This window comes from Ochrobactrum sp. MYb379 (genome assembly GCF_037479515.1).
Lineage (GTDB): Bacteria > Pseudomonadota > Alphaproteobacteria > Rhizobiales > Rhizobiaceae > Brucella.
The window spans coordinates 71797-90676 of record NZ_JBBGYW010000007.1 but is presented as its reverse complement, the minus strand read 5'-3'; the positions used below and the strand labels follow the sequence as shown (position 1 = coordinate 90676).

Here is an 18880-nt window from a genome sequence, read left to right as displayed (position 1 = left end):
CTTTGTCAGAGAAGCTTTCACTCCTCTGCCTCAGAAAACCGGCAACTCCAAGGCAGATTGCAAGTTTATCTTAAGGACAGCCTTTTACATGAGACCATCTCTACGGGCAATCGCGATATTAACCGCTATTTCACCATGTCCTCACATTATAAGGCAAGCGTTATAGCGAAAAAAGCCCGGAACCAATCGTGGTAACCGGGCTTTTTATTATTATGCAGAAAGCTTACCGAGAGCTTTCAGTTCATGCAGGGCAGCGGCATCACGGGCCGAAACTTCCGGAAATTCTGAGTCGGAACCCACATCAGTCGTATAACGCCACGAACGTGCACACTTCTCACCTTCAGCGCGAACAGGAACAACGGCCACGCCTTTAACGTCATCCAGCGTGAATGCGTCTTCAGGAACAGCTGCATCGCTCACCGAAATATCGCTCGTGATGCAGATCTCAGCGAAATCCAGACCTTCTAGCGAATCGGCAAGGCTATTGTCAGCGATATAAACAACCGGAGATGCTTCAAGCGACGACCCAATGCGCTTATCAGCGCGTTCGAGTTCGAGAGCGCCGGTAACAACGCGGCGGACATTGCGCACCTTGCGCCACTTCTCGGCCAGCACATCATCGCGCCATTCAGCCGGAATTGCCCGGAATTGTTCCAGATGCACGGAAGCTGCGTTCGGATAGCGATCAAGCCATGCTTCTTCCGTGGTGAAAGGCAGCATTGGCGCAAGCCAAGTCGTCACACGATCAAAGATCGCACGAACTGTCTGAAGTGCTGCCTTACGGCGAACGCTGGATGGCGCATCGCAATAAAGCGCATCTTTGCGGATATCGAAATAGAAAGCCGAGAGTTCGACATTCATGAAATCAATCAGTGCGCGGGCAATACGCTTGAAATCAAACGCGTCATAGCCGGAACGGACGACTTCATCGAGTTCCGCCAAGCGGTGCAGCATCAGACGCTCAAGCTCAGGCAGATCGGCATGCGGCAGCGTTTCGCCTTCATCATGGGCGAGCGTACCAAGCATCCAGCGGATTGTGTTACGCAGCTTGCGATAGGCATCGATATTGGTCTGGATGATGCTCTTACCGAGGCGCTGATCTTCCCAATAGTCGGTCGTCATAACCCAAAGACGCAGAATGTCGGCGCCGGAATCCTTGATGACGTCCTGTGGTGTCACAGTGTTTCCGAGCGACTTCGACATCTTCTTGCCGTTCTCATCCATGGTGAAACCATGAGTGACGACCGCATTGTAAGGCGCACGGCCACGCGTTCCGCAGCTTTCCAGCAGCGATGAATGAAACCAGCCGCGATGCTGATCCGAGCCTTCAAGGTAAACATCGGCAGGCCATTTCATGTCCGGGCGATCTTCGAGCGTAAAGGTGTGCGTCGAACCCGAATCGAACCAGACGTCGAGAATGTCGCGAACCTGCGTCCAGCTTTCACCGGCGCGATTGCCAAGGAAACGCTCACGCGCACCATCAGCGAACCATGCGTCAGCGCCTTCTTCCTCGAAAGCTTCGAGAATGCGCTTATTGACGGCATCGTCTTGCAAGATATTGCCTTCTTCATCGGCAAACACGCAGATCGGCACACCCCATGCGCGCTGACGCGACAGCACCCAATCCGGGCGGCCTTCGATCATGGCGCGCAGACGTGTCTGACCAGCGGCAGGCACGAAGCGGGTTTCTTCAATCGCTTTCAACGACCGCGAACGCAGCGTGGTGCCGTCGCCGAGGTTCTTGTCCATATAGACGAACCATTGCGGCGTGTTGCGATAGATGATCGGCTTCTTCGAGCGCCACGAATGCGGATAAGAATGCTTGATACGCCCGCGCGCGAACAGATTGTTATGCACAATCAGCTGCTTGATAACGGATTCGTTCGCATCGCCCTTTTTGCCGTTATCATCGATGACGCGTGCAGGACCACCTTCACGATCCGGGCCAAAGCCCGGCGTGTCCTTGGTGTAATAGCCATCATCGCCAACCGGGAACGGGATGCTTGGATCAATGCCGCGTGCTTCTAGTTCACGCGCTGCATCCATCCATGCCTCAAAGTCTTCGCGACCATGGCTTGGAGCTGTGTGAACGAAACCTGTACCCGCATCATCGGTAACGTGATCACCAGATATCAATGGAACAGTGAATTCGTAACCGCCGCCAAAGCCTTTAAGCGGATGGTTAAGTGTCACCGCGCCCAGCTCTTCAAACGACACATCACGCAGACGCTTGAATTCAAGCTTTGCCTTTTTCGCACATTCTTCAGCGAGCTTGTCACCGAAGATAAGCTTTTCACCAGCCTGCGGGCCGAAATCATTTTCAGCAGCAACGACTTCATAAAGGCCATAAGCAACGCGGTTTGAATAGGAAACTGCGCGGTTGCCCGGGATCGTCCATGGAGTCGTCGTCCAGATAACGACCGAGCTTCCGGAAAGATCACTCGCACCTGCAACAGGGAACTTTACCCAGATCATATCCGACTCAATGTCGTGATACTCAACTTCTGCTTCGGCTAGTGCTGTGCGCTCGACAACCGACCACATGACCGGCTTTGAACCACGATAAAGCTGACCGGAGGCTGCAAACTTAAGCAACTCGCCAGCAATGCGCGCTTCCGAATGGAAGTTCATCGTCGTGTATGGGTTTTCGAAATCACCACAGATTGCAAGGCGCTTGAATTCTTCCGCCTGAACCTTGATCCAGCTTCCGGCAAATTCGCGGCATTCCCTGCGGAATTCGTTGATTGCGACTTCGTCTTTGTTCTTGCCCTGCGCGCGATATTTTTCTTCGATCTTCCACTCGATCGGCAGGCCGTGGCAATCCCAACCCGGCACATAATTCGAGTTGAAACCGCGCATCTGGAACGAGCGCGTGATGACGTCCTTGAGGATTTTGTTTAGCGCGTGGCCGATATGGATATTGCCGTTTGCATAAGGAGGGCCGTCGTGCAGCACATACAGTGGACGGTCTTTCGCATCTTCGCGCAATTTCTTGTAAAGGTTCATTTCCTCCCAGCGCTGCACAAAAAGCGGCTCGCGCGCTGGCAAGCCTGCGCGCATCGGAAATTCGGTCTGCGGAAGATTGAGCGTCTTGGAATAATCGATCTTGGCGGTCGTGTCGGTCATTTTATCATTTGCCTGTAATCCCGCACGGCAATGTGGCGGGTGAAAATGCTTGAATATTTAGAAAGTTGCGAGGCATAGCCGGTCGTTCCCGGACCTTCCTGCCATGCATTGCAATTCACGCAACGCCATCAAGGCTTAGAGGAAGGCCGGGCCAATAATTCGTATGGCCGCAATAATATGCCGAAAATCCGTCATCATGGAGATGCTTTTAGCAATGACCTTCGCAGGAATAAAGAGGCAGGGCGCAATAAACTTGCAGCCCTGCCCCAATAAACTTTACAGATTGAAAACTTTACAGATTGGCTTGGTTTGATCAATCCAGCGAGAAATCGAAACGATAAGTTGCCGAAACGCCGACTGTGAACTGGTTTGCAGAACCATGTTCTTTCACGATGCTCGAATTTTTGGCTTTGTCCTGAAGACGGCTATATTCGCCAAAAAGACTTGTGTCGATTTTTTCAGTCGCACGCCACGTCACAGCACCTCCAACACCGACTGATTCCCAACCGCCGCCCGGACGATATTCTTTCAGACCAGAAGCCACGGATTCTTCAGCTGTCACACCATAATAAGTGCGCATATAATCTTTAGAAGCAAAGGTAGCGCGCGGGCCAGCCGAAACACGCACAACAGGTGTCACGTCATAAAAAGCATCTGCCGCGATATCAGCGACAACGCCCTTATGCGCACGGATACCGTGGCGCACTTCACCGCGAACACGCAGCCAATCGGTTGGATATACATCGACAAAACCACCGGCTTCACCACCGAATTTTGTTTCCTTGATGCCATCAATGTCTGTGTCGCGCTTGAACATCAGCTTGCCAACTGCACCTGCACGGAAACGATCCGTGTCGATGAAAGCAAAGGCCGCATTGTCATTGCGCGAGGAAAAACGCTCATATTCGCCCTGACGACCAAGCGAAATCAGCGGCTGTCCTGAAAAACGATACTTGTTTGATCCCTCAAACTTTGGCGCAATCATTCCGGCTGCGCCGACCTTTAGATACCAGTCGCCCGACCACGGATATTTGCGGGCAGGCTTCACTTCCTGAGTCGCATAAACATCTGTCTGCTGCATATCTGCGGCAATGACCGAAAGAGGACCAACGAACAATGCGGCGCCTGTAACAAAGGCGAGAGGGACAATACGCGTCACATGAAACTCCGAAAAACAGTTCCCCATAAAATTTAGGGATATTTATTACTGTTGAACGGAATATGTAAAATTAAACTTAAATCAGAGGTAGAAACATCAGCACATCTTTATCCAAGTGTTGCAAGTAAACACTAATATGCTGGAAATGACAGAAGTCGATCCAGTTCTGACAAGGGTTTTGCACCCGCCAAAATCGCTCGTGATTCTTCTTCGTCACGTTTCATCTGCGCAATCAGCGGATCAAGACCGTCGAATTTCACTTCGCCGCGCAGATAGCCGAAGAAAGAAACTTCAACGATTTCGCCATAGAGATCGCCGGTAAAATCAAAAACAAATGTTTCGAGCAGCGGCTTTCCATCACTTGCCACTGTTGGACGTCGGCCAAAGCTCGCAACACCATCATGCAGCACGCCATCTGCTCTGCGGAATCGAACGGCGTAAATACCGTGTTTCAGACTAACGTGATCGTCAATCACCATATTGGCGGTCGGAAAACCAAGGGTGCGACCAAGTTTCTGCCCGTGGATGACTTCGCCACTCACGCGATAGCGATAGCCAAGCAAGCCTGCCGCTTCCGCCACTTCACCAGCACATAAGAGCGAGCGAACACGCGTTGATGAAACGAGATTGCCACCTTCATCGCTAAATGCATCTACGAGGGACACACTAAAGCCTGATGATTGACCGGCCTCTTCCAGAAATTGCGGTGTGCCCCGGCGTCCTTTGCCGAAATGAAAATCATAGCCAGTCACGACGCGGCTGGCATGCAGCCGATCGACGAGGATATTACGCACAAAATCTTCAGCGGACTGGCCCGAGAATTCAGCCGTAAACGGCTGCTCGACCACGGCATCAAACCCCATCAACCGAAGGATTTCCGCTTTTTCGACCGCATCGGTGAGCCGTTCGATAGGCTCATCAGGTTTGAAGAAACTGCGCGGATGCGGCTCAAACGTCAAAACAACTGCGGGTAGATTATCCCGATCTGCTAATTCCAGCGCGCGCTCTAGCACAGCCTGATGACCGCGATGAACACCATCGAAGTTGCCAATCGCCACCACGCAATCACGCAGCGTAAGCGGCAATGCATCTGTTCCTGAAAGACGCTGAAAAGCAGATTTTGTCATGGTCGAAGCAGATTCTCGAAACAGGTATCAGACAAGAGCATAAAGCGAGGCGATGGGAGAATGTCCATGTTTTTGCAGGAAAGCAGTCATTCTGTCGAGATCAACATGACCATCCAACGCATAATCGGCTGCATGAACACCGCCCGAAATGTAAAGCACGTCGAGACCGTAATCCGCAGCGCCCTTCACATCCGTCAGCACGCCATCACCGATGCCAAGAATACGAGACTTATCAACGGCCTGTCCGCGAACTTCTTCAACGGCTTTCGATGCGGCTTCATAAATTGGGCGATGTGGCTTTCCGGCGATCAGCGTACGACCACCAAGCTGGCTATACTCGCGCGCAAGTGCACCACCACACCAGATCAGGCGCGGACCACGTTCAACCATAATGTCGGGATTGGCACAAATGAAAGGCAGATTGCGTGAGCGGATGCGCTGCAACAACTCAGCATAATTTTCAGGGGTCTCGGTTTCGTCGTCATAAAGCCCTGTGCAGACAACACCAGCGGCTTCAAATTCTTCAACCAGTTCGACATCGAGACCTTCATAGATCGCCAGTTCACGTTCACTGCCGATATGGAAAATCTTGCGCGGACCTTCAATGATCAAATCGCGGGTAACATCACCCGACGTAACAACGCGATCATAAGCGTCTTCTGGCACGCCTAGCAGCGTCATTTGCGCGATCACGCTACCAAACGGGCGCGGCGCATTGGTTACGAGAACAACAGTGATGCCCTTAGCTCGCGCACGTTTAAGTGCCGCGACCGCAGAGGCGAATGCAACTTCGCCATTATGCAAAACGCCCCAAACATCACAGAAGATCGCATCATATCCATCCGTCAGATCGTCAAGGCGTTCAGGCAGCTTCATTGTTTTCCTCAATACATTTCCTCCGGCCTATCACCGGTTAAATCGGAAGATGCGCAGTCGCACCATGCGGTCTCCTCTACAAGAATGAGCCCGCCATGTCACCCGGCTTGAAGCGCACGCGTCCAAATGAACAGCCCCATCAAGGAATAGTGTTAACCAAAAGCGCTATTTCCTGAATATAACCAAGCGCGCGACGTTATTTTTCCGTCCAGCTTGCCGAGGGGCTGTATATTCCCCACATGCTTAGCAAAGCACAGTTGTGCCGCAACAGCGCTTATCGGCGGATTTTATTTTCCGAACTGTCAAAAAACGGCAACGATCCTTGACAAATAATAGGTGCGCTTCTATCTCAGTGGCACGTTAGCACTCAACAAGAAGGAGTGCTAATAAGCGCGGATCGGGTCGATCCGTAACAGGGTTCAACGTCTATAACACCAAGGGTTATACCATGGCTGATATCAAGTTCCGCCCGCTTCATGACCGCGTCGTCGTTCGTCGCGTTGAATCGGAAGCTAAGACTGCTGGCGGCATCATTATCCCTGACACCGCTAAGGAAAAGCCACAGGAAGGCGAAATCGTCGCTGCAGGCGCTGGCGCCCGTGACGAAGCTGGCAAGCTGATCGCTCTTGAAGTGAAGGCTGGCGACAAGGTTCTGTTCGGCAAGTGGTCGGGCACCGAAGTCAAGATCGGCGGCGAAGACCTGCTGATCATGAAAGAATCCGACATTCTGGGTATTGTCGGCTAACGCCTCCGGCTGGGCATCGTAAGCTGATTCAGCCTTTAGAGCGGCTTCGCTCTTACCAGAAATCAATTCACCATAATCTGACCGGGATATTTCCCAGGAGAGTAAAATGGCTGCTAAAGAAGTAAAATTCGGCCGCACTGCGCGCGAAAAGATGCTGCGCGGCGTCGATATCCTCGCTGACGCTGTTAAGGTAACGCTCGGCCCTAAGGGTCGTAACGTTGTTATCGACAAGTCCTTCGGCGCTCCACGCATCACCAAGGACGGCGTATCGGTCGCTAAGGAAATCGAACTTGAAGACAAGTTCGAAAACATGGGCGCACAGATGCTGCGCGAAGTTGCTTCCAAGACCAACGACACTGCTGGTGACGGCACGACCACTGCGACCGTTCTCGGTCAGGCTATCGTTCAGGAAGGCGCAAAAGCTGTTGCTGCCGGCATGAACCCAATGGACCTGAAGCGCGGCATCGATCTGGCTGTGACTGAAGTTGTTGCAAACCTTCTCGGCAAGGCCAAGAAGATCAACACTTCGGAAGAAGTTGCACAGGTTGGCACAATCTCCGCTAACGGCGAAGCCGAAATCGGCAAGATGATCGCTGAAGCGATGCAGAAAGTCGGCAACGAAGGCGTTATCACGGTTGAAGAAGCCAAGACCGCTGAAACCGAACTCGAAGTCGTTGAAGGCATGCAGTTCGACCGCGGCTACCTGTCGCCATATTTCGTAACTAACCCAGAAAAGATGATTGCGGACCTCGAAGACGCATACATCCTTCTGCACGAAAAGAAGCTTTCGAACCTTCAGGCTCTTCTGCCAGTTCTCGAAGCTGTTGTTCAGACCTCGAAGCCACTCGTCATCATCGCTGAAGACGTAGAAGGCGAAGCGCTTGCAACTCTCGTTGTTAACAAGCTGCGTGGCGGCCTGAAGATTGCTGCTGTTAAGGCTCCTGGCTTCGGCGATCGTCGTAAGGCAATGCTCGAAGACATCGCAATCCTCACCGGCGGTCAGGTTATTTCCGAAGACCTCGGCATCAAGCTCGAAACCGTTACGCTCGACATGCTCGGCCGTGCAAAGAAGGTTTCGATCTCGAAGGAAAACACAACGATTGTTGACGGTGCAGGCCAGAAGGCTGAAATCGACGCACGCGTTGCACAGATCAAGCAGCAGGTTGAAGAAACCACTTCTGACTACGATCGTGAAAAGCTTCAGGAACGTCTTGCTAAGCTTGCTGGCGGCGTTGCAGTTATCCGCGTTGGCGGTGCAACTGAAATCGAAGTTAAGGAAAAGAAGGACCGCGTTGACGACGCCCTGAACGCAACCCGCGCTGCGGTTGAAGAAGGTATCGTTGCTGGTGGTGGTACTGCTCTGCTCCGCGCTTCGGCTCAGATCGTTGCTAAGGGTGCAAACGCTGATCAGGATGCTGGTATCAACATCGTTCGTCGCGCTCTGCAGGCTCCTGCTCGCCAGATCACGACCAATGCTGGTGAAGAAGCTTCGGTTATCGTTGGCAAGATCCTTGAAAACTCCTCAGAAAACTACGGCTACAACACAGCCAATGGTGAGTATGGCGATCTGATCAAGTCTGGCGTTGTTGATCCAGTTAAGGTTGTTCGTACTGCTCTGCAGAACGCAGCTTCGATTGCTGGTCTTCTGATCACCACTGAAGCCATGATCGCTGAACTGCCTAAGAAGGATGCAGCTCCTGCTGGCATGCCTGGCGGTATGGGCGGTATGGGCGGCATGGATTTCTAAGAAGTCTATAAAACACGCTCTGAACTATAGAAAAGGCGACCTTCGGGTCGCCTTTTTTACATTGCGTAACTCTTTGTGATTTATAGAAAATTCATCTAAATCGAGCTTTTCCGTAGATAGACCCCGTATTTTAGAATTTTCTGATTTACATTCCCCGGCTTTCATGGTCAATCGCGAGTGTAATACGAGATAGACTTCCTATTTGCCCCCGCACTTGGAAGTCTTGTCTCAGGCAACAGGAAAGGCAGGCGCAAGCCTGCCTTTCCACTTTTATGCCCCTCGCTTATTGATCCCTATTCAGCCGCTTCTGCCCGCACATCATCACCAGCCGCACGTGCGTCATAATGCACCCGCGCCATCATGACATGTGCTTCATTGGCAATGGCCCATTCACCCAAAGCACGGACAGGCTTCAGCAAATCACGGCCCAGATCGGTCAATTCATATTCCACCTTGGGCGGAATAGTCGGAAAAACGGTTCGCGATACGAACCCGTCACGTTCCAAATTGCGTACCGTCGTCGTGAGCATTTTCTGGGAAATACCATTCACCGTGCGACGCAGTTCATTAAAGCGCATCGGACCATTTCCAAGATAGCTCACCACCAGGACAGTCCACTTATCGCCGACGCGCGACAGAATATCAGTCACAGCCCTGCAAGCACTGGTTTCCTCGAAGTCACCGGGTTTCATAAAAGTGCCTCCTTGCGCCTGATCCAGTCACCAGTATAGCGTTAGTTTCCATTGGTTACCATCAAAAAGGAAACACCCATGAGCAAGCTAAAAGTCGCCGTGATTGTCGGCAGTACCCGCGAACAGCGTTTCTCGCCCGTATCGGCAGAATGGATTGCGAAGGTTGCCGCTCAACGCCCTGAGTTCGAGGTTGAAGTTCTGGATCTTGCCGATTACCCAATGGGCTTTTATGGCGATAGTGCAACGACAACCGCACAGGCAGAAACCGCCGATAAGTGGAAAACCAAGCTTCGCACGTTTGACGCTTACATCCTCACTGCGGCTGAATATAACCATGCCCCCACGGCTGTTTTGAAAAACGCCATCGACTATGGTGACTGGATTCAGAAGCCAATGGGCTTTGTCGGCCATGGTGGCGTTGGTGGTGCTCGCGCTGTTGAGCAGCTCCGCATGATTGCCGTTGAAATGTCGTCCATGTCGGTGAAGACTGGCGTCCATATCCTGTTCCCGGATTACCTTGCCGTTGTCAAAAAAGAGAACACGCTGGATGATTTCCCGCATCTCGCTGAAGCGGCAAAGAATATGCTCGACCAGTTGGCCTGGTGGGGCCACGCTTTGAAAGCCGCTCGCCTCGGATAAATAATTGGCGACAAGCTGGGTTCTCCCGGCTTGTCGCAATGCTGTTTCGCCCTATGATTATATTAAGTTAACGGAGATTGGATAATCATATGCGCAAAGAACTACCAATAGCGACGGCTCCGCAAGATGGTCGCAAAGTAACCGTGGTCTGGATCGATGACGACGATCAGCGCAATGAGTCGGTTGGCCAATATCGCTCGCTCGACAAGCTGAAAGCTGGCGGCGGTGATTGGGATGAAACGGACACTGGTTGGTGGATTTTCACCGATAGCAAGACCCAGCAAAAAGTCGAGCCGACTGCGTGGATTTCGGAAACCGATGACGGTGATGACGACAACGAAGATAACTAGGTTTTGATACCGTATAACGCTCAATAAAATTTGACTTTTATAATCATATTTTATCAAATGGTTACGCGATTTCGCGTTACCATGGACGCATGGCGTAGCCTATAATCGCCCAATGCTGTTATTCTCGAATCGATAGGCGGGCGTTTGCTGCCTGAAACCATAGCCGGAGACTGAAAATGACTGCCACGCGTACCGAAACAGATACGTTCGGACCGATTGACGTTGCCTCGGATCGTTACTGGGGTGCACAGACACAGCGCTCTTTGCACAATTTTAAGATCGGCGGCGAGCGTATGCCCCTGCCCCTCGTCCATGCATTGGGTGTGGTGAAGCGCGCGGCAGCAGAAACAAACATTGCGCTGGGCAAGCTTGATCCGGTTCTGGGACAGGTGATTGCCGTTGCGGCATCGGAAGTGATCGAAGGCAAGCTCGACGATCATTTCCCACTAGTTGTCTGGCAGACTGGCTCCGGCACGCAGTCGAACATGAATGCCAACGAGGTTATCTCAAACCGCGCGATTGAACTTCTCGGCGGTGAATTAGGCTCTAAGAAGCCAGTTCATCCGAACGATCACGTCAATATGAGCCAGTCGTCAAACGACAGTTTCCCGACGGCAATCCATATTGCAACGGCCGTTGAAGCCGTTAACCGCCTCTATCCAGCGCTTGAGCACCTGACCAAGGCACTCAAAGACAAGGAAGAAGCGTTCAAAAACATCATCAAGATTGGCCGCACCCATACACAGGATGCGACGCCAGTCACACTCGGACAGGAATTCTCCGGTTATCGTGCAGCACTCGAATATGCGCGTCATCGCATTGAACAGTCGCTTGCCGATGTCTTCCTGCTGGCGCAGGGTGGCACTGCTGTTGGCACGGGTCTCAACGCGCCGAAAGGCTTCGATACCGGCTTTGCCGATGCGGTGAGCGAAATCACTGGCCTCAGCTTCAAGACCGCACCGAACAAGTTTGAGGCGCTTGCAAGCCATGGCGCGCTCGCAAATTTCCACGGGAGCCTCAACTCGCTTGCCGCCGATCTCTTCAAGATCGCTAATGATATTCGTTTCCTTGGCTCAGGTCCGCGTTCGGGTCTTGGCGAACTCTCGCTGCCAGAAAACGAGCCCGGATCATCAATCATGCCCGGTAAGGTAAACCCGACACAGGCCGAAGCTCTGACAATGGTCGCCACGCAGGTCTTCGGCAATCAAACCACTGTGACGGTTGCTGCAAGCCAGGGTCATTTTGAGCTTAACGTCTTCAAGCCGGTTATTGCTTATAACGTGTTGCAGTCGATCCGAATCTTGAGTGATGCCATGGTTTCCTTCGCCGATCATTGCGTCGAAGGCATTGAGGCCAATGAAGATCGCATCAAAGATCTTCTGGAACGCTCGCTGATGCTCGTTACCGCTCTGGCGCCAGCCATCGGCTACGACAATGCTGCCAAGATCGCAAAGACCGCACACAAGAATGGTACGACCTTGCGTGAAGAAGCACTCAGCAGCGGCCACGTCTCTGAAGAAGACTATGAACGGCTTGTTCGCGCTGAGAAAATGATCGCTCCGGAATAACTGTTCACAAAAAACGAACAAACTGTCGAGGAATATCTATCTTTCCTTGACAGTTTGAGGCATGTATTTGGTAGCTCATATTAATTTGGAGATACCCCCTGATGTCCTCGATTACTCCTCAGAGCAATGGCGTTGCCACTCTCGTTGCACGCGTTTTCATTTCCATCCTGTTCATCCTTGCGGGCTTCGCAAAGCTGACAGCAATTTCCGGCACAGCCGGTTACTTTGCTGGCCTCGGCCTTCCAGCGCCAACCATCACCGCGATTGTTGTTGGCCTGATTGAATTTGTCGGCGGTCTCGCCATTCTCGTTGGTTTCCAGACACGCCTTGCTGCTGCAATCGTCGCTCTGTTCACCATTGGCGCAACTCTCGTTGCTCACATGAACTTCGCCGAAGGCATGAACGCTCTGATGGCACAGAAGAACCTTGCCATTGCTGGCGGTCTGATCCTTCTGACATTGCAGGGTGCAGGTTCTATCTCGATCGATGCCAAGCGCGGCTAATCAAAGCCTCTCCACGCAAATTCAAAAAGCCGTGCCTCATCAGCACGGCTTTTTTAGTATCTGCTTTATCAAGACACGCAACTGTTACTTATAAGGCGCAGAGATTGCATCGCGTTATCTTGTAAGTTAATGCAACTGCCTATTTTAATTTTGGAAAGACATATCGTCCTCCCAGACGTGTCTCATAACTTAGTTTGTAGAGAAAAAATGGCCGTTTCCCCGACAACGAACACTCAGCTTCGTGCTGACTCTCATTCGAGCAAAAACTACAGTTTTGCTCTTGCCAGCCTCACCATGCTGTTCTTCATGTGGGGCTTCATCACGTGTCTCAACGACATTCTGATCCCACACCTCAAGGGTGTCTTTCAGCTCAACTATTTCCAGTCGATGCTGATTCAGTTCTGCTTCTTCGGCGCATATTTCATTGTGTCGCTGCCTGCAGGTGCACTGGTTAAACGCATTTCTTATAAATGGGGCATCGTAACCGGTCTTGTGGTCGCTGCCATCGGCTGTGCGCTGTTTATCCCGGCTGCATCTTATCGCGTTTACGAACTCTTCCTTGGAGCTCTGTTCGTTCTGGCATCGGGCGTCACCATTCTTCAGGTGGCAGCAAACCCTTATGTCACCATTCTGGGCGCGCCTGAAACCGCTGCAAGCCGTCTAACCCTAACACAGGCTTTCAATTCGCTTGGCACGACCATTGCGCCAATCTTCGGTGCATTTCTCATTCTTTCAGCCGCAACGTCTGATGCCGCAAGTGCCGCAGACGCAGACGCTGTGCAGTTTCCATATCTTTTGCTTGCACTGGCTTTCGCAGTTCTCGCAATCGTTTTCGCGATTCTGAAACTTCCTGATGTGCAGGAAGAAGAAACGGATGTGATCACCAAGGAAGACGGTTCAGCCTGGCAATATCGTCATCTCGTGCTCGGCTCCATCGGCCTCTTCGTTTATGTTGGCGCAGAAGTCAGCGTTGGTAGCTTCCTCGTCAACTTCCTGAGCGACCCGAATGTCGCTGGCCTCGCTGAAGCTGAAGCCGCTCACTATGTTGCCTATTTCTGGGGCGGAGCCATGATTGGCCGCTTCATTGGTGCAGTTGCAATGCGCTATATAGATGACGGCAAGGCACTAACGTTTAACGCAGCCATGGCAATCATTCTGCTACTCATCACCGTTGCTACCACAGGCCACGTCGCCATGTGGTCGGTTCTGGCAATTGGTCTGTTCAATTCGATCATGTTCCCGACGATTTTCAGTCTGGCATTGCATGGTCTTGGCAAGCACACCAGTCAGGGTTCCGGCATTCTGTGTCTGGCAATTGTTGGCGGCGCGATCATCCCGCTTATTCAGGGTGCTTTAGCTGATAGCGTTGGTATTCATCTGGCATTCCTGATGCCAATCATCTGCTACATCTACATTGCTTATTATGGTCTTGTCGGTAGCAAGCCTAAAAACTAACAATAAAAAAAGCCGGTCTGAATTTCAGACCGGCTTTCTAAATTTGATATAATCTTTGCTAGCCAGCAAGACCCTTGCGGATACGCGAAACGACCTCTGCAACTTTTGCATTGGCTTCGTTGCGACGTGCTGAAACCAGACAAGCCTGCGAGCGCAGGATAATACCATCTTCAAGCACTTTGAGCTTGTTTGCAGTCAGCGTTGAGCCGGTCGATGTGATATCGACAATCATATCCGCCGAACCTGCCGCAGGTGCGCCTTCGGTAGCACCCAGACTTTCGACAATGCGATAGACCTGAATACCGTGCTTTTGCGAGAAGAACTGCTGCGTCAAGCGCCAGTATTTGGTGGCAATGCGCAAACGGCGACCGTGACGCTGGCGGAAATCTGCAGCAACATCATCCAGATCGGCCATTGTGGTCACATCGCGCCAGACTTCCGGCACCGCAACGACCACATCCGCATGACCAAAACCAAGCTCTGCTTCAATGGCCACACGCTCATCGGCATGAGCAAGCGTTTCGCGGATCAGGTCTTCACCCGTCACACCCAGATCAACGCTGCCATAGCCAAGCTCGCGTGCGATTTCCGATGCCGACAAAAACAGAATATCGAGATCATTCTCGCCTTCAACCCGCGCACGGTAATTGCGTGAGTCATCTGGTAGAATGACATTATATCCGGCCTTTTCCAGCACGGCGAGCGTCTGCTCTTTCAATCGTCCCTTGGACGGAAGTGCGAGCGTTACAGTCATGATTGTTCTCCGCTCAGCGCCTCAAGCCTGTCGAGCCAGATCGAAAAACCAACGCCCGGAATATTTTCGGATGCACCAAGCATAGTCAGCAAGCGGTCGTAACGACCGCCACCGGCCAGCACCATGTCTTTGTCGCCACCAGCCTGACGGATTTCATAAACGAGGCCCGTGTAATAATCGAGCGGCCGTCCAAAAGACGCATCGTAGACAATATCTTCGGCAGCAATTCCAGCAGCATAAATCGCATCGGTACGTGCTTCGAATTTTTGCAGGACAGCGCTCAGGTCAAGCGCATTGTCAGCGGCAAAAGCGCGAAGCGTGATGCCCGCAGTTTCAAGCGACACACGGATTGCGAGGAAGCGCTTTAGGACCTCAAGCGCAGATGAAGGGAACCGGGCCGCAGCCAGATCTTCCTTCTCGATCAGGCGGCGAGCGATTTCCGCAGGCGTGCGTCCAGCCCCCGGCGACATGCCGGCTTCGAGCATTTCTGCTTCCAGCATACGCGCCAAACCTGCCTCGTCACCTTGCGCCACGAGACCAGCCAGATTTTCCGGCAACGGGTCACTGCGCTGTTCGCCAGTCAGCTCGGCAAAAGCTGCTTCCATCGTATGTTCATCGCCAAAAGCACGCAGCAGCTTCTTGCGCCATCCTTGCGGAAGGCCCAAAGCTTTCAGCATGCCCGCAAAAACGGATTGATCGCCTAGCACGATTTCGAGCTTTGCATTGGGAGCAGCAGCATGAACACAGGACAGCGCATCAGCAATCGAACGCGCGTCGGATGCTGCCTCGTCCGTTGCACCAAGATCCTCGATACCGGCCTGAAGAAATTCAGCAGCACCATCACGACGCTGACGGAACACCTCCCCAAGATAGGCATAACGCTTTGGAGTTGCAGCATTCAGCGCAATATGATTGCGGCAGACCGGAATGGTAAATTCCGGGCGCAGGCAAAGACTGTCGCCATTTTCATTCTCAGTAAGAAAAATACGGCGGCGCAAATCTTCGCCCGCCATATCCAGAAACGGATCGGCAGGCTGGATCAGCGGAATATCGACAAGCTCGGCTTCGCTGGCACCAAGCTGCCCGCGAAGCGTCGTGAAGACCAAAGATGTACGTTGACCAGCCATGTTATCCGTCACTTCGTCTTCTGTGCGCGATCACGTGCTTGCGCATCAAGGATTTCGCGCACTGCCGCAACAATACCCTCTTCCTTGACCGTGACCTGCGCCGGGCGGCTTTCTCGCCAGGTTGCATTGTCTTCGATCTCGGCAGAGATACGCTTGCCTTCGATCAGATCCTTGATCTGAACTTCGCCCGCTTCACGTTCCTGCGAACCCTGAATGATGACGCATGGCGCATCACGACGGTCGGCATATTTCATCTGCGCTTTCATGCCGGAACCGCCGACATACATTTCAGCGCGGATACCAGCCTGGCGCAGCTGAGAAACCATCTTCTGATAGCCACCAAGGCTCTGCGCATCCTTGTCCATAACCAGCACGACGACTGGGCCAACGACATCGGACACATCCAGCTTGCCGAGGTTTTTCAGCGCCGTCATCAAACGCGAAACGCCGATGGAGAAGCCCGTTGCAGGAACCGGCTCGCCACGGAAACGTGACACCAAACCGTCATAACGACCGCCGCCGCCAACCGAACCGAACACGACCTTCTGGCCATCTTCGTTGGTGACATCAAACAGAAGCTCGGCTTCAAACACCGGACCAGTGTAATATTCGAGACCACGCACAACTGAAGGATCGATCTTCACGCGACCTTCATAGCCGCCAGCGTCAAACAAAGCTTCCATATCGGCAAGCTCTTTCACGCCTTCTTCACCCTTGGCGTTACCCGCAACAACGGCCTGCAAATTGGCGATGGTTTCAGCACCGGTTGCGCCACCGGCAGCGGTGAAGGCTAGAACCTTGTCGACCGCCGTATCATCAAGAAGAGCGCCCTTGGTGAAATCGCCGCTTTCATCCAGACGACCCTTGCCCAGCAGAAGACGCACGCCTTCAGCACCGAACTTGTCGAGCTTATCGATAGCACGCAACACATTTAGACGCTTGCCAGCATTGTCATCGCCTTCAAGGCCAATGGCTTCAAGCACGCCGTCGAGAACCTTACGGTTGTTGACGCGGATCACGTAATCGCCGCGCGCAATGCCAAGGCGTTCAACAGTATCGGCCATCATCATGCACATTTCAGCATCAGCCGAAACATTCGGCGCGCCAACTGTATCGGCATCGAACTGCATGAACTGACGGAAACGACCCGGGCCCGGCTTTTCGTTACGGAAAACCCAACCGTTACGATAGCTGCGATAAGGCTTCGGCAGGCTTTCGTAGTTTTCAGCCACGAAGCGCGCCAGCGGCGCAGTCAGATCATAGCGCAGCGACAGCCACTGTTCGTCATCATCCTGAAACGAGAACACGCCTTCATTCGGACGATCCTGATCCGGCAGGAACTTTCCGAGCGCATCGGTATATTCAATAAGCGGCGTTTCCACCGGCTCAAAACCATAAAGGTCGTAGACTTCGCGGATGGTCGCGGTCATCTTTTCGGTGGCACGCAGATCATCTGGCACCCGATCGACAAACCCGCGCGGCAACCGCGCCTTCATCTTGTCCGCTTTATCGGCCATTTTTCCCGCCTGATCACTGATTTTGTTCATATTACGCCAGAAAAAACCGGCAAATTCATTGCCGGTTTCCTAACGCATCAAACGGGGTGCGGCAAGTGCAGGAAGAGTTTTAAAAAGACGCGCTTAACGCGTGGCTATCGCAACTGCAGCGCCTGCCATCATCCCGGCACTTGTCCGATTGGCAATTCTCATAGCACGCGGACTGCGCAGAAAACGGCGCGCCTGTGCTGCAAGCACCACCCAAGCACTATCGACTGCAGCCAGAACCGCAAACATCACCAGCAGCAATTCGAGCCAGCCGACAACCGAAACATGCGTAATATCGATGACTGTCGGCAGGATCGCTATGTAAAACACCATGATTTTTGGATTGCCGAGCGTTACAGCCAGCGCGCTGAAAAACAGCTTTCTTGCTTCACCATAACTGGGAATTGCGCTTTCATCTGCTGTTGTTTCAACAGGTGCAATCCACATTTTCCATGCAAGATAGATCAGATATGCGACGCCGAGATATTTAAGAACAAGGAAAACAGTGTGGAAGCTGTTAGCAATTGCCGACAGGCCCCATACAGCCAGTGAGAGCCAGATAGCATCGCCGAGCCAAAGGCCAAACATGAATGGAAACACACCCTTGTGGCCACGGCTGATAACCCGCGCAACCAAAGCGCCAACATTCGGACCCGGCGTGCCTGCCGCAACAACCAGAATACCGGCAAAAACCACAAGCGATGTCAGATCCATTTTTTTCTCCTGTCGCGGCTTTCTGCCAGAAAAATAATGCAAACGCAATCAATGCCTAAGGGCGCGCAAACGACGTTCTTAGGTCTTCAATATGCGGGCGACAATGACAGCCTTCGATATGGTCATTCACCAGCCCCATGGCCTGCATGAACGCATAAACAGTGGTCGGCCCGACGAAAGACCAGCCACGCTTTTTCAGGTCTTTGGAAATACGCGTTGAAGTCGCCGTTGTGGGGTTGGCAATAAGGGTTGGGTAATCCACAACCTGCGGGCGATCCTCCGCCCCCGGCTCGAACGACCAGAAATAGGCGGCAAGCGAGCCTTTTTCTTTCACCAGCTCAATGGCTCGATTTGCATTGTTGATGGTGGAGACGATCTTACCGCGATGACGCACAATACCTTTGTCGCCAAGCAGCCGCTCAATATCCGTGTCATCGTAAAGTGCGACGCGATTGAAATCGAAGCCATCAAAGGCTGCGCGAAAGTTCTCACGCTTACGCAGGATCGTTAGCCATGACAGACCCGACTGAAAACCTTCGAGGCAGATCTTCTCAAACAGACGTCGATCATCTGTAACCGGCACGCCCCATTCATTGTCATGATAGGCGATATAATCAGGCAGCTCACCGGGCCAGAAACAACGCATTCTACCATCTGCATTTACGATCAAGCCGGTCTTTTCCTGCACTGCATCGCTCATGTCTGTCCCCTGAACTTTCATCAACTCTTAATCATGTCGCGCAACCTCGCGCTA

General features: G+C 52.5%; 17 protein-coding genes. 7 read left to right on the top strand and 10 right to left on the bottom strand.

Annotated elements, in window-relative coordinates; translation table 11 throughout:
• Nucleotides 1-210 precede the first annotated feature (210 nt).
• The 4 genes from ileS to WH356_RS15205 all read right to left on the bottom strand — a co-directional run bounded on the left by ileS (nt 211) and on the right by WH356_RS15205 (nt 6288).
• A complete protein-coding gene (gene ileS / locus WH356_RS15220) occupies nt 211-3126 on the bottom strand; it encodes an isoleucine--tRNA ligase (protein WP_339512237.1) in 2916 nt (971 codons plus the stop codon).
• 313 nt (nt 3127-3439) lie between these two features.
• Complete coding sequence (locus tag WH356_RS15215) at nt 3440-4285, bottom strand: MipA/OmpV family protein (RefSeq protein WP_339512235.1); 846 nt, start codon at nt 4283-4285, stop codon at nt 3440-3442.
• Between the two features lie 131 nt (nt 4286-4416).
• The gene (locus WH356_RS15210) at nt 4417-5412 is read right to left on the bottom strand and encodes a bifunctional riboflavin kinase/FAD synthetase (RefSeq protein ID WP_310015898.1); all 996 of its coding nucleotides are present in this window, start codon (nt 5410-5412) and stop codon (nt 4417-4419) included.
• A gap of 27 nt (nt 5413-5439) precedes the next feature.
• Nucleotides 5440-6288 carry a TIGR01459 family HAD-type hydrolase gene (locus WH356_RS15205; protein ID WP_339512231.1) on the bottom strand — a complete coding sequence of 283 codons (849 nt, stop codon included), beginning with the start codon at nt 6286-6288 and terminating at the stop codon, nt 5440-5442.
• Nucleotides 6289-6736: 448 nt separating this feature from the next.
• Here WH356_RS15205 and groES point away from each other — a divergent pair, with 448 nt between their 5' ends.
• Nucleotides 6737-7033 carry a co-chaperone GroES gene (gene groES, locus WH356_RS15200; RefSeq protein ID WP_105545271.1) on the top strand — a complete coding sequence of 99 codons (297 nt, stop codon included), beginning with the start codon at nt 6737-6739 and terminating at the stop codon, nt 7031-7033.
• Nucleotides 7034-7139: 106 nt separating this feature from the next.
• Nucleotides 7140-8780, top strand: coding sequence for a chaperonin GroEL (gene groL, locus WH356_RS15195; protein ID WP_339512228.1), 1641 nt, complete (start codon nt 7140-7142; stop codon nt 8778-8780).
• A 293-nt stretch (nt 8781-9073) separates the two neighbouring features.
• Here the strand turns inward: groL and WH356_RS15190 are convergent, their stop codons facing one another.
• Nucleotides 9074-9472, bottom strand: coding sequence for a winged helix-turn-helix transcriptional regulator (locus WH356_RS15190; RefSeq protein WP_339512227.1), 399 nt, complete (start codon nt 9470-9472; stop codon nt 9074-9076).
• A gap of 78 nt (nt 9473-9550) precedes the next feature.
• Between WH356_RS15190 and WH356_RS15185 the strand changes: the two genes are divergently transcribed.
• From WH356_RS15185 to WH356_RS15165, 5 genes are all read left to right on the top strand, one after another.
• A complete protein-coding gene (locus WH356_RS15185; protein ID WP_339512226.1) occupies nt 9551-10111 on the top strand; it encodes an NADPH-dependent FMN reductase in 561 nt (186 codons plus the stop codon).
• Between the two features lie 89 nt (nt 10112-10200).
• The gene (locus WH356_RS15180; RefSeq protein WP_339512225.1) at nt 10201-10461 is read left to right on the top strand and encodes a hypothetical protein; all 261 of its coding nucleotides are present in this window, start codon (nt 10201-10203) and stop codon (nt 10459-10461) included.
• 176 nt (nt 10462-10637) lie between these two features.
• Entirely contained in the window at nt 10638-12029 is a 1392-nt protein-coding gene (gene fumC, locus WH356_RS15175; RefSeq protein ID WP_339512223.1) for a class II fumarate hydratase, read from the top strand.
• Nucleotides 12030-12130: 101 nt separating this feature from the next.
• Nucleotides 12131-12532 carry a DoxX family protein gene (locus tag WH356_RS15170; protein WP_339512221.1) on the top strand — a complete coding sequence of 134 codons (402 nt, stop codon included), beginning with the start codon at nt 12131-12133 and terminating at the stop codon, nt 12530-12532.
• Nucleotides 12533-12739: 207 nt separating this feature from the next.
• Nucleotides 12740-13987, top strand: a complete 1248-nt coding sequence (locus WH356_RS15165; RefSeq protein WP_339512219.1) for a sugar MFS transporter — start codon at nt 12740-12742, stop codon at nt 13985-13987.
• 58 nt (nt 13988-14045) lie between these two features.
• On the opposite strand, the gene hisG is transcribed toward WH356_RS15165, so the two are convergent.
• The 5 genes from hisG to WH356_RS15140 form a co-directional block, all read right to left on the bottom strand.
• Nucleotides 14046-14741, bottom strand: a complete 696-nt coding sequence (gene hisG, locus WH356_RS15160; RefSeq protein WP_339512217.1) for an ATP phosphoribosyltransferase — start codon at nt 14739-14741, stop codon at nt 14046-14048.
• Nucleotides 14738-15868, bottom strand: coding sequence for an ATP phosphoribosyltransferase regulatory subunit (locus WH356_RS15155; RefSeq protein ID WP_339512215.1), 1131 nt, complete (start codon nt 15866-15868; stop codon nt 14738-14740). Before WH356_RS15155 ends, hisG begins: the two co-directional genes overlap by 4 nt.
• Nucleotides 15869-15876: 8 nt before the next feature.
• Nucleotides 15877-17385 (bottom strand): histidine--tRNA ligase, encoded by a 1509-nt coding sequence (gene hisS, locus WH356_RS15150; RefSeq protein WP_339512213.1) that lies wholly within the window; start codon nt 17383-17385, stop codon nt 15877-15879.
• Nucleotides 17386-17508: 123 nt separating this feature from the next.
• Nucleotides 17509-18126, bottom strand: coding sequence for a LysE family translocator (locus WH356_RS15145; protein WP_310015919.1), 618 nt, complete (start codon nt 18124-18126; stop codon nt 17509-17511).
• 55 nt (nt 18127-18181) lie between these two features.
• Nucleotides 18182-18826, bottom strand: coding sequence for a DNA-3-methyladenine glycosylase I (locus tag WH356_RS15140; RefSeq protein WP_339512211.1), 645 nt, complete (start codon nt 18824-18826; stop codon nt 18182-18184).
• Nucleotides 18827-18880: the final 54 nt, after the last annotated feature.

What these genes read in the sequence shown, in the direction of transcription:
- hisS (WP_339512213.1), bottom strand. Translation starts at nt 17,385, where the DNA reads ATGGCCGATAAAGCGGACAAGATGAAGGCGCGGTTGCCGCGCGGGTTT.
- WH356_RS15155 (WP_339512215.1), bottom strand. Translation starts at nt 15,868, where the DNA reads ATGGCTGGTCAACGTACATCTTTGGTCTTCACGACGCTTCGCGGGCAG.
- fumC (WP_339512223.1), top strand. Translation starts at nt 10,638, where the DNA reads ATGACTGCCACGCGTACCGAAACAGATACGTTCGGACCGATTGACGTT.
- WH356_RS15170 (WP_339512221.1), top strand. Translation starts at nt 12,131, where the DNA reads ATGTCCTCGATTACTCCTCAGAGCAATGGCGTTGCCACTCTCGTTGCA.
- WH356_RS15190 (WP_339512227.1), bottom strand. Translation starts at nt 9,472, where the DNA reads ATGAAACCCGGTGACTTCGAGGAAACCAGTGCTTGCAGGGCTGTGACT.
- WH356_RS15145 (WP_310015919.1), bottom strand. Translation starts at nt 18,126, where the DNA reads ATGGATCTGACATCGCTTGTGGTTTTTGCCGGTATTCTGGTTGTTGCG.
- groL (WP_339512228.1), top strand. Translation starts at nt 7,140, where the DNA reads ATGGCTGCTAAAGAAGTAAAATTCGGCCGCACTGCGCGCGAAAAGATG.
- WH356_RS15205 (WP_339512231.1), bottom strand. Translation starts at nt 6,288, where the DNA reads ATGAAGCTGCCTGAACGCCTTGACGATCTGACGGATGGATATGATGCG.
- WH356_RS15180 (WP_339512225.1), top strand. Translation starts at nt 10,201, where the DNA reads ATGCGCAAAGAACTACCAATAGCGACGGCTCCGCAAGATGGTCGCAAA.
- WH356_RS15140 (WP_339512211.1), bottom strand. Translation starts at nt 18,826, where the DNA reads ATGAGCGATGCAGTGCAGGAAAAGACCGGCTTGATCGTAAATGCAGAT.
- ileS (WP_339512237.1), bottom strand. Translation starts at nt 3,126, where the DNA reads ATGACCGACACGACCGCCAAGATCGATTATTCCAAGACGCTCAATCTT.
- groES (WP_105545271.1), top strand. Translation starts at nt 6,737, where the DNA reads ATGGCTGATATCAAGTTCCGCCCGCTTCATGACCGCGTCGTCGTTCGT.
- WH356_RS15185 (WP_339512226.1), top strand. Translation starts at nt 9,551, where the DNA reads ATGAGCAAGCTAAAAGTCGCCGTGATTGTCGGCAGTACCCGCGAACAG.
- hisG (WP_339512217.1), bottom strand. Translation starts at nt 14,741, where the DNA reads ATGACTGTAACGCTCGCACTTCCGTCCAAGGGACGATTGAAAGAGCAG.
- WH356_RS15165 (WP_339512219.1), top strand. Translation starts at nt 12,740, where the DNA reads ATGGCCGTTTCCCCGACAACGAACACTCAGCTTCGTGCTGACTCTCAT.
- WH356_RS15210 (WP_310015898.1), bottom strand. Translation starts at nt 5,412, where the DNA reads ATGACAAAATCTGCTTTTCAGCGTCTTTCAGGAACAGATGCATTGCCG.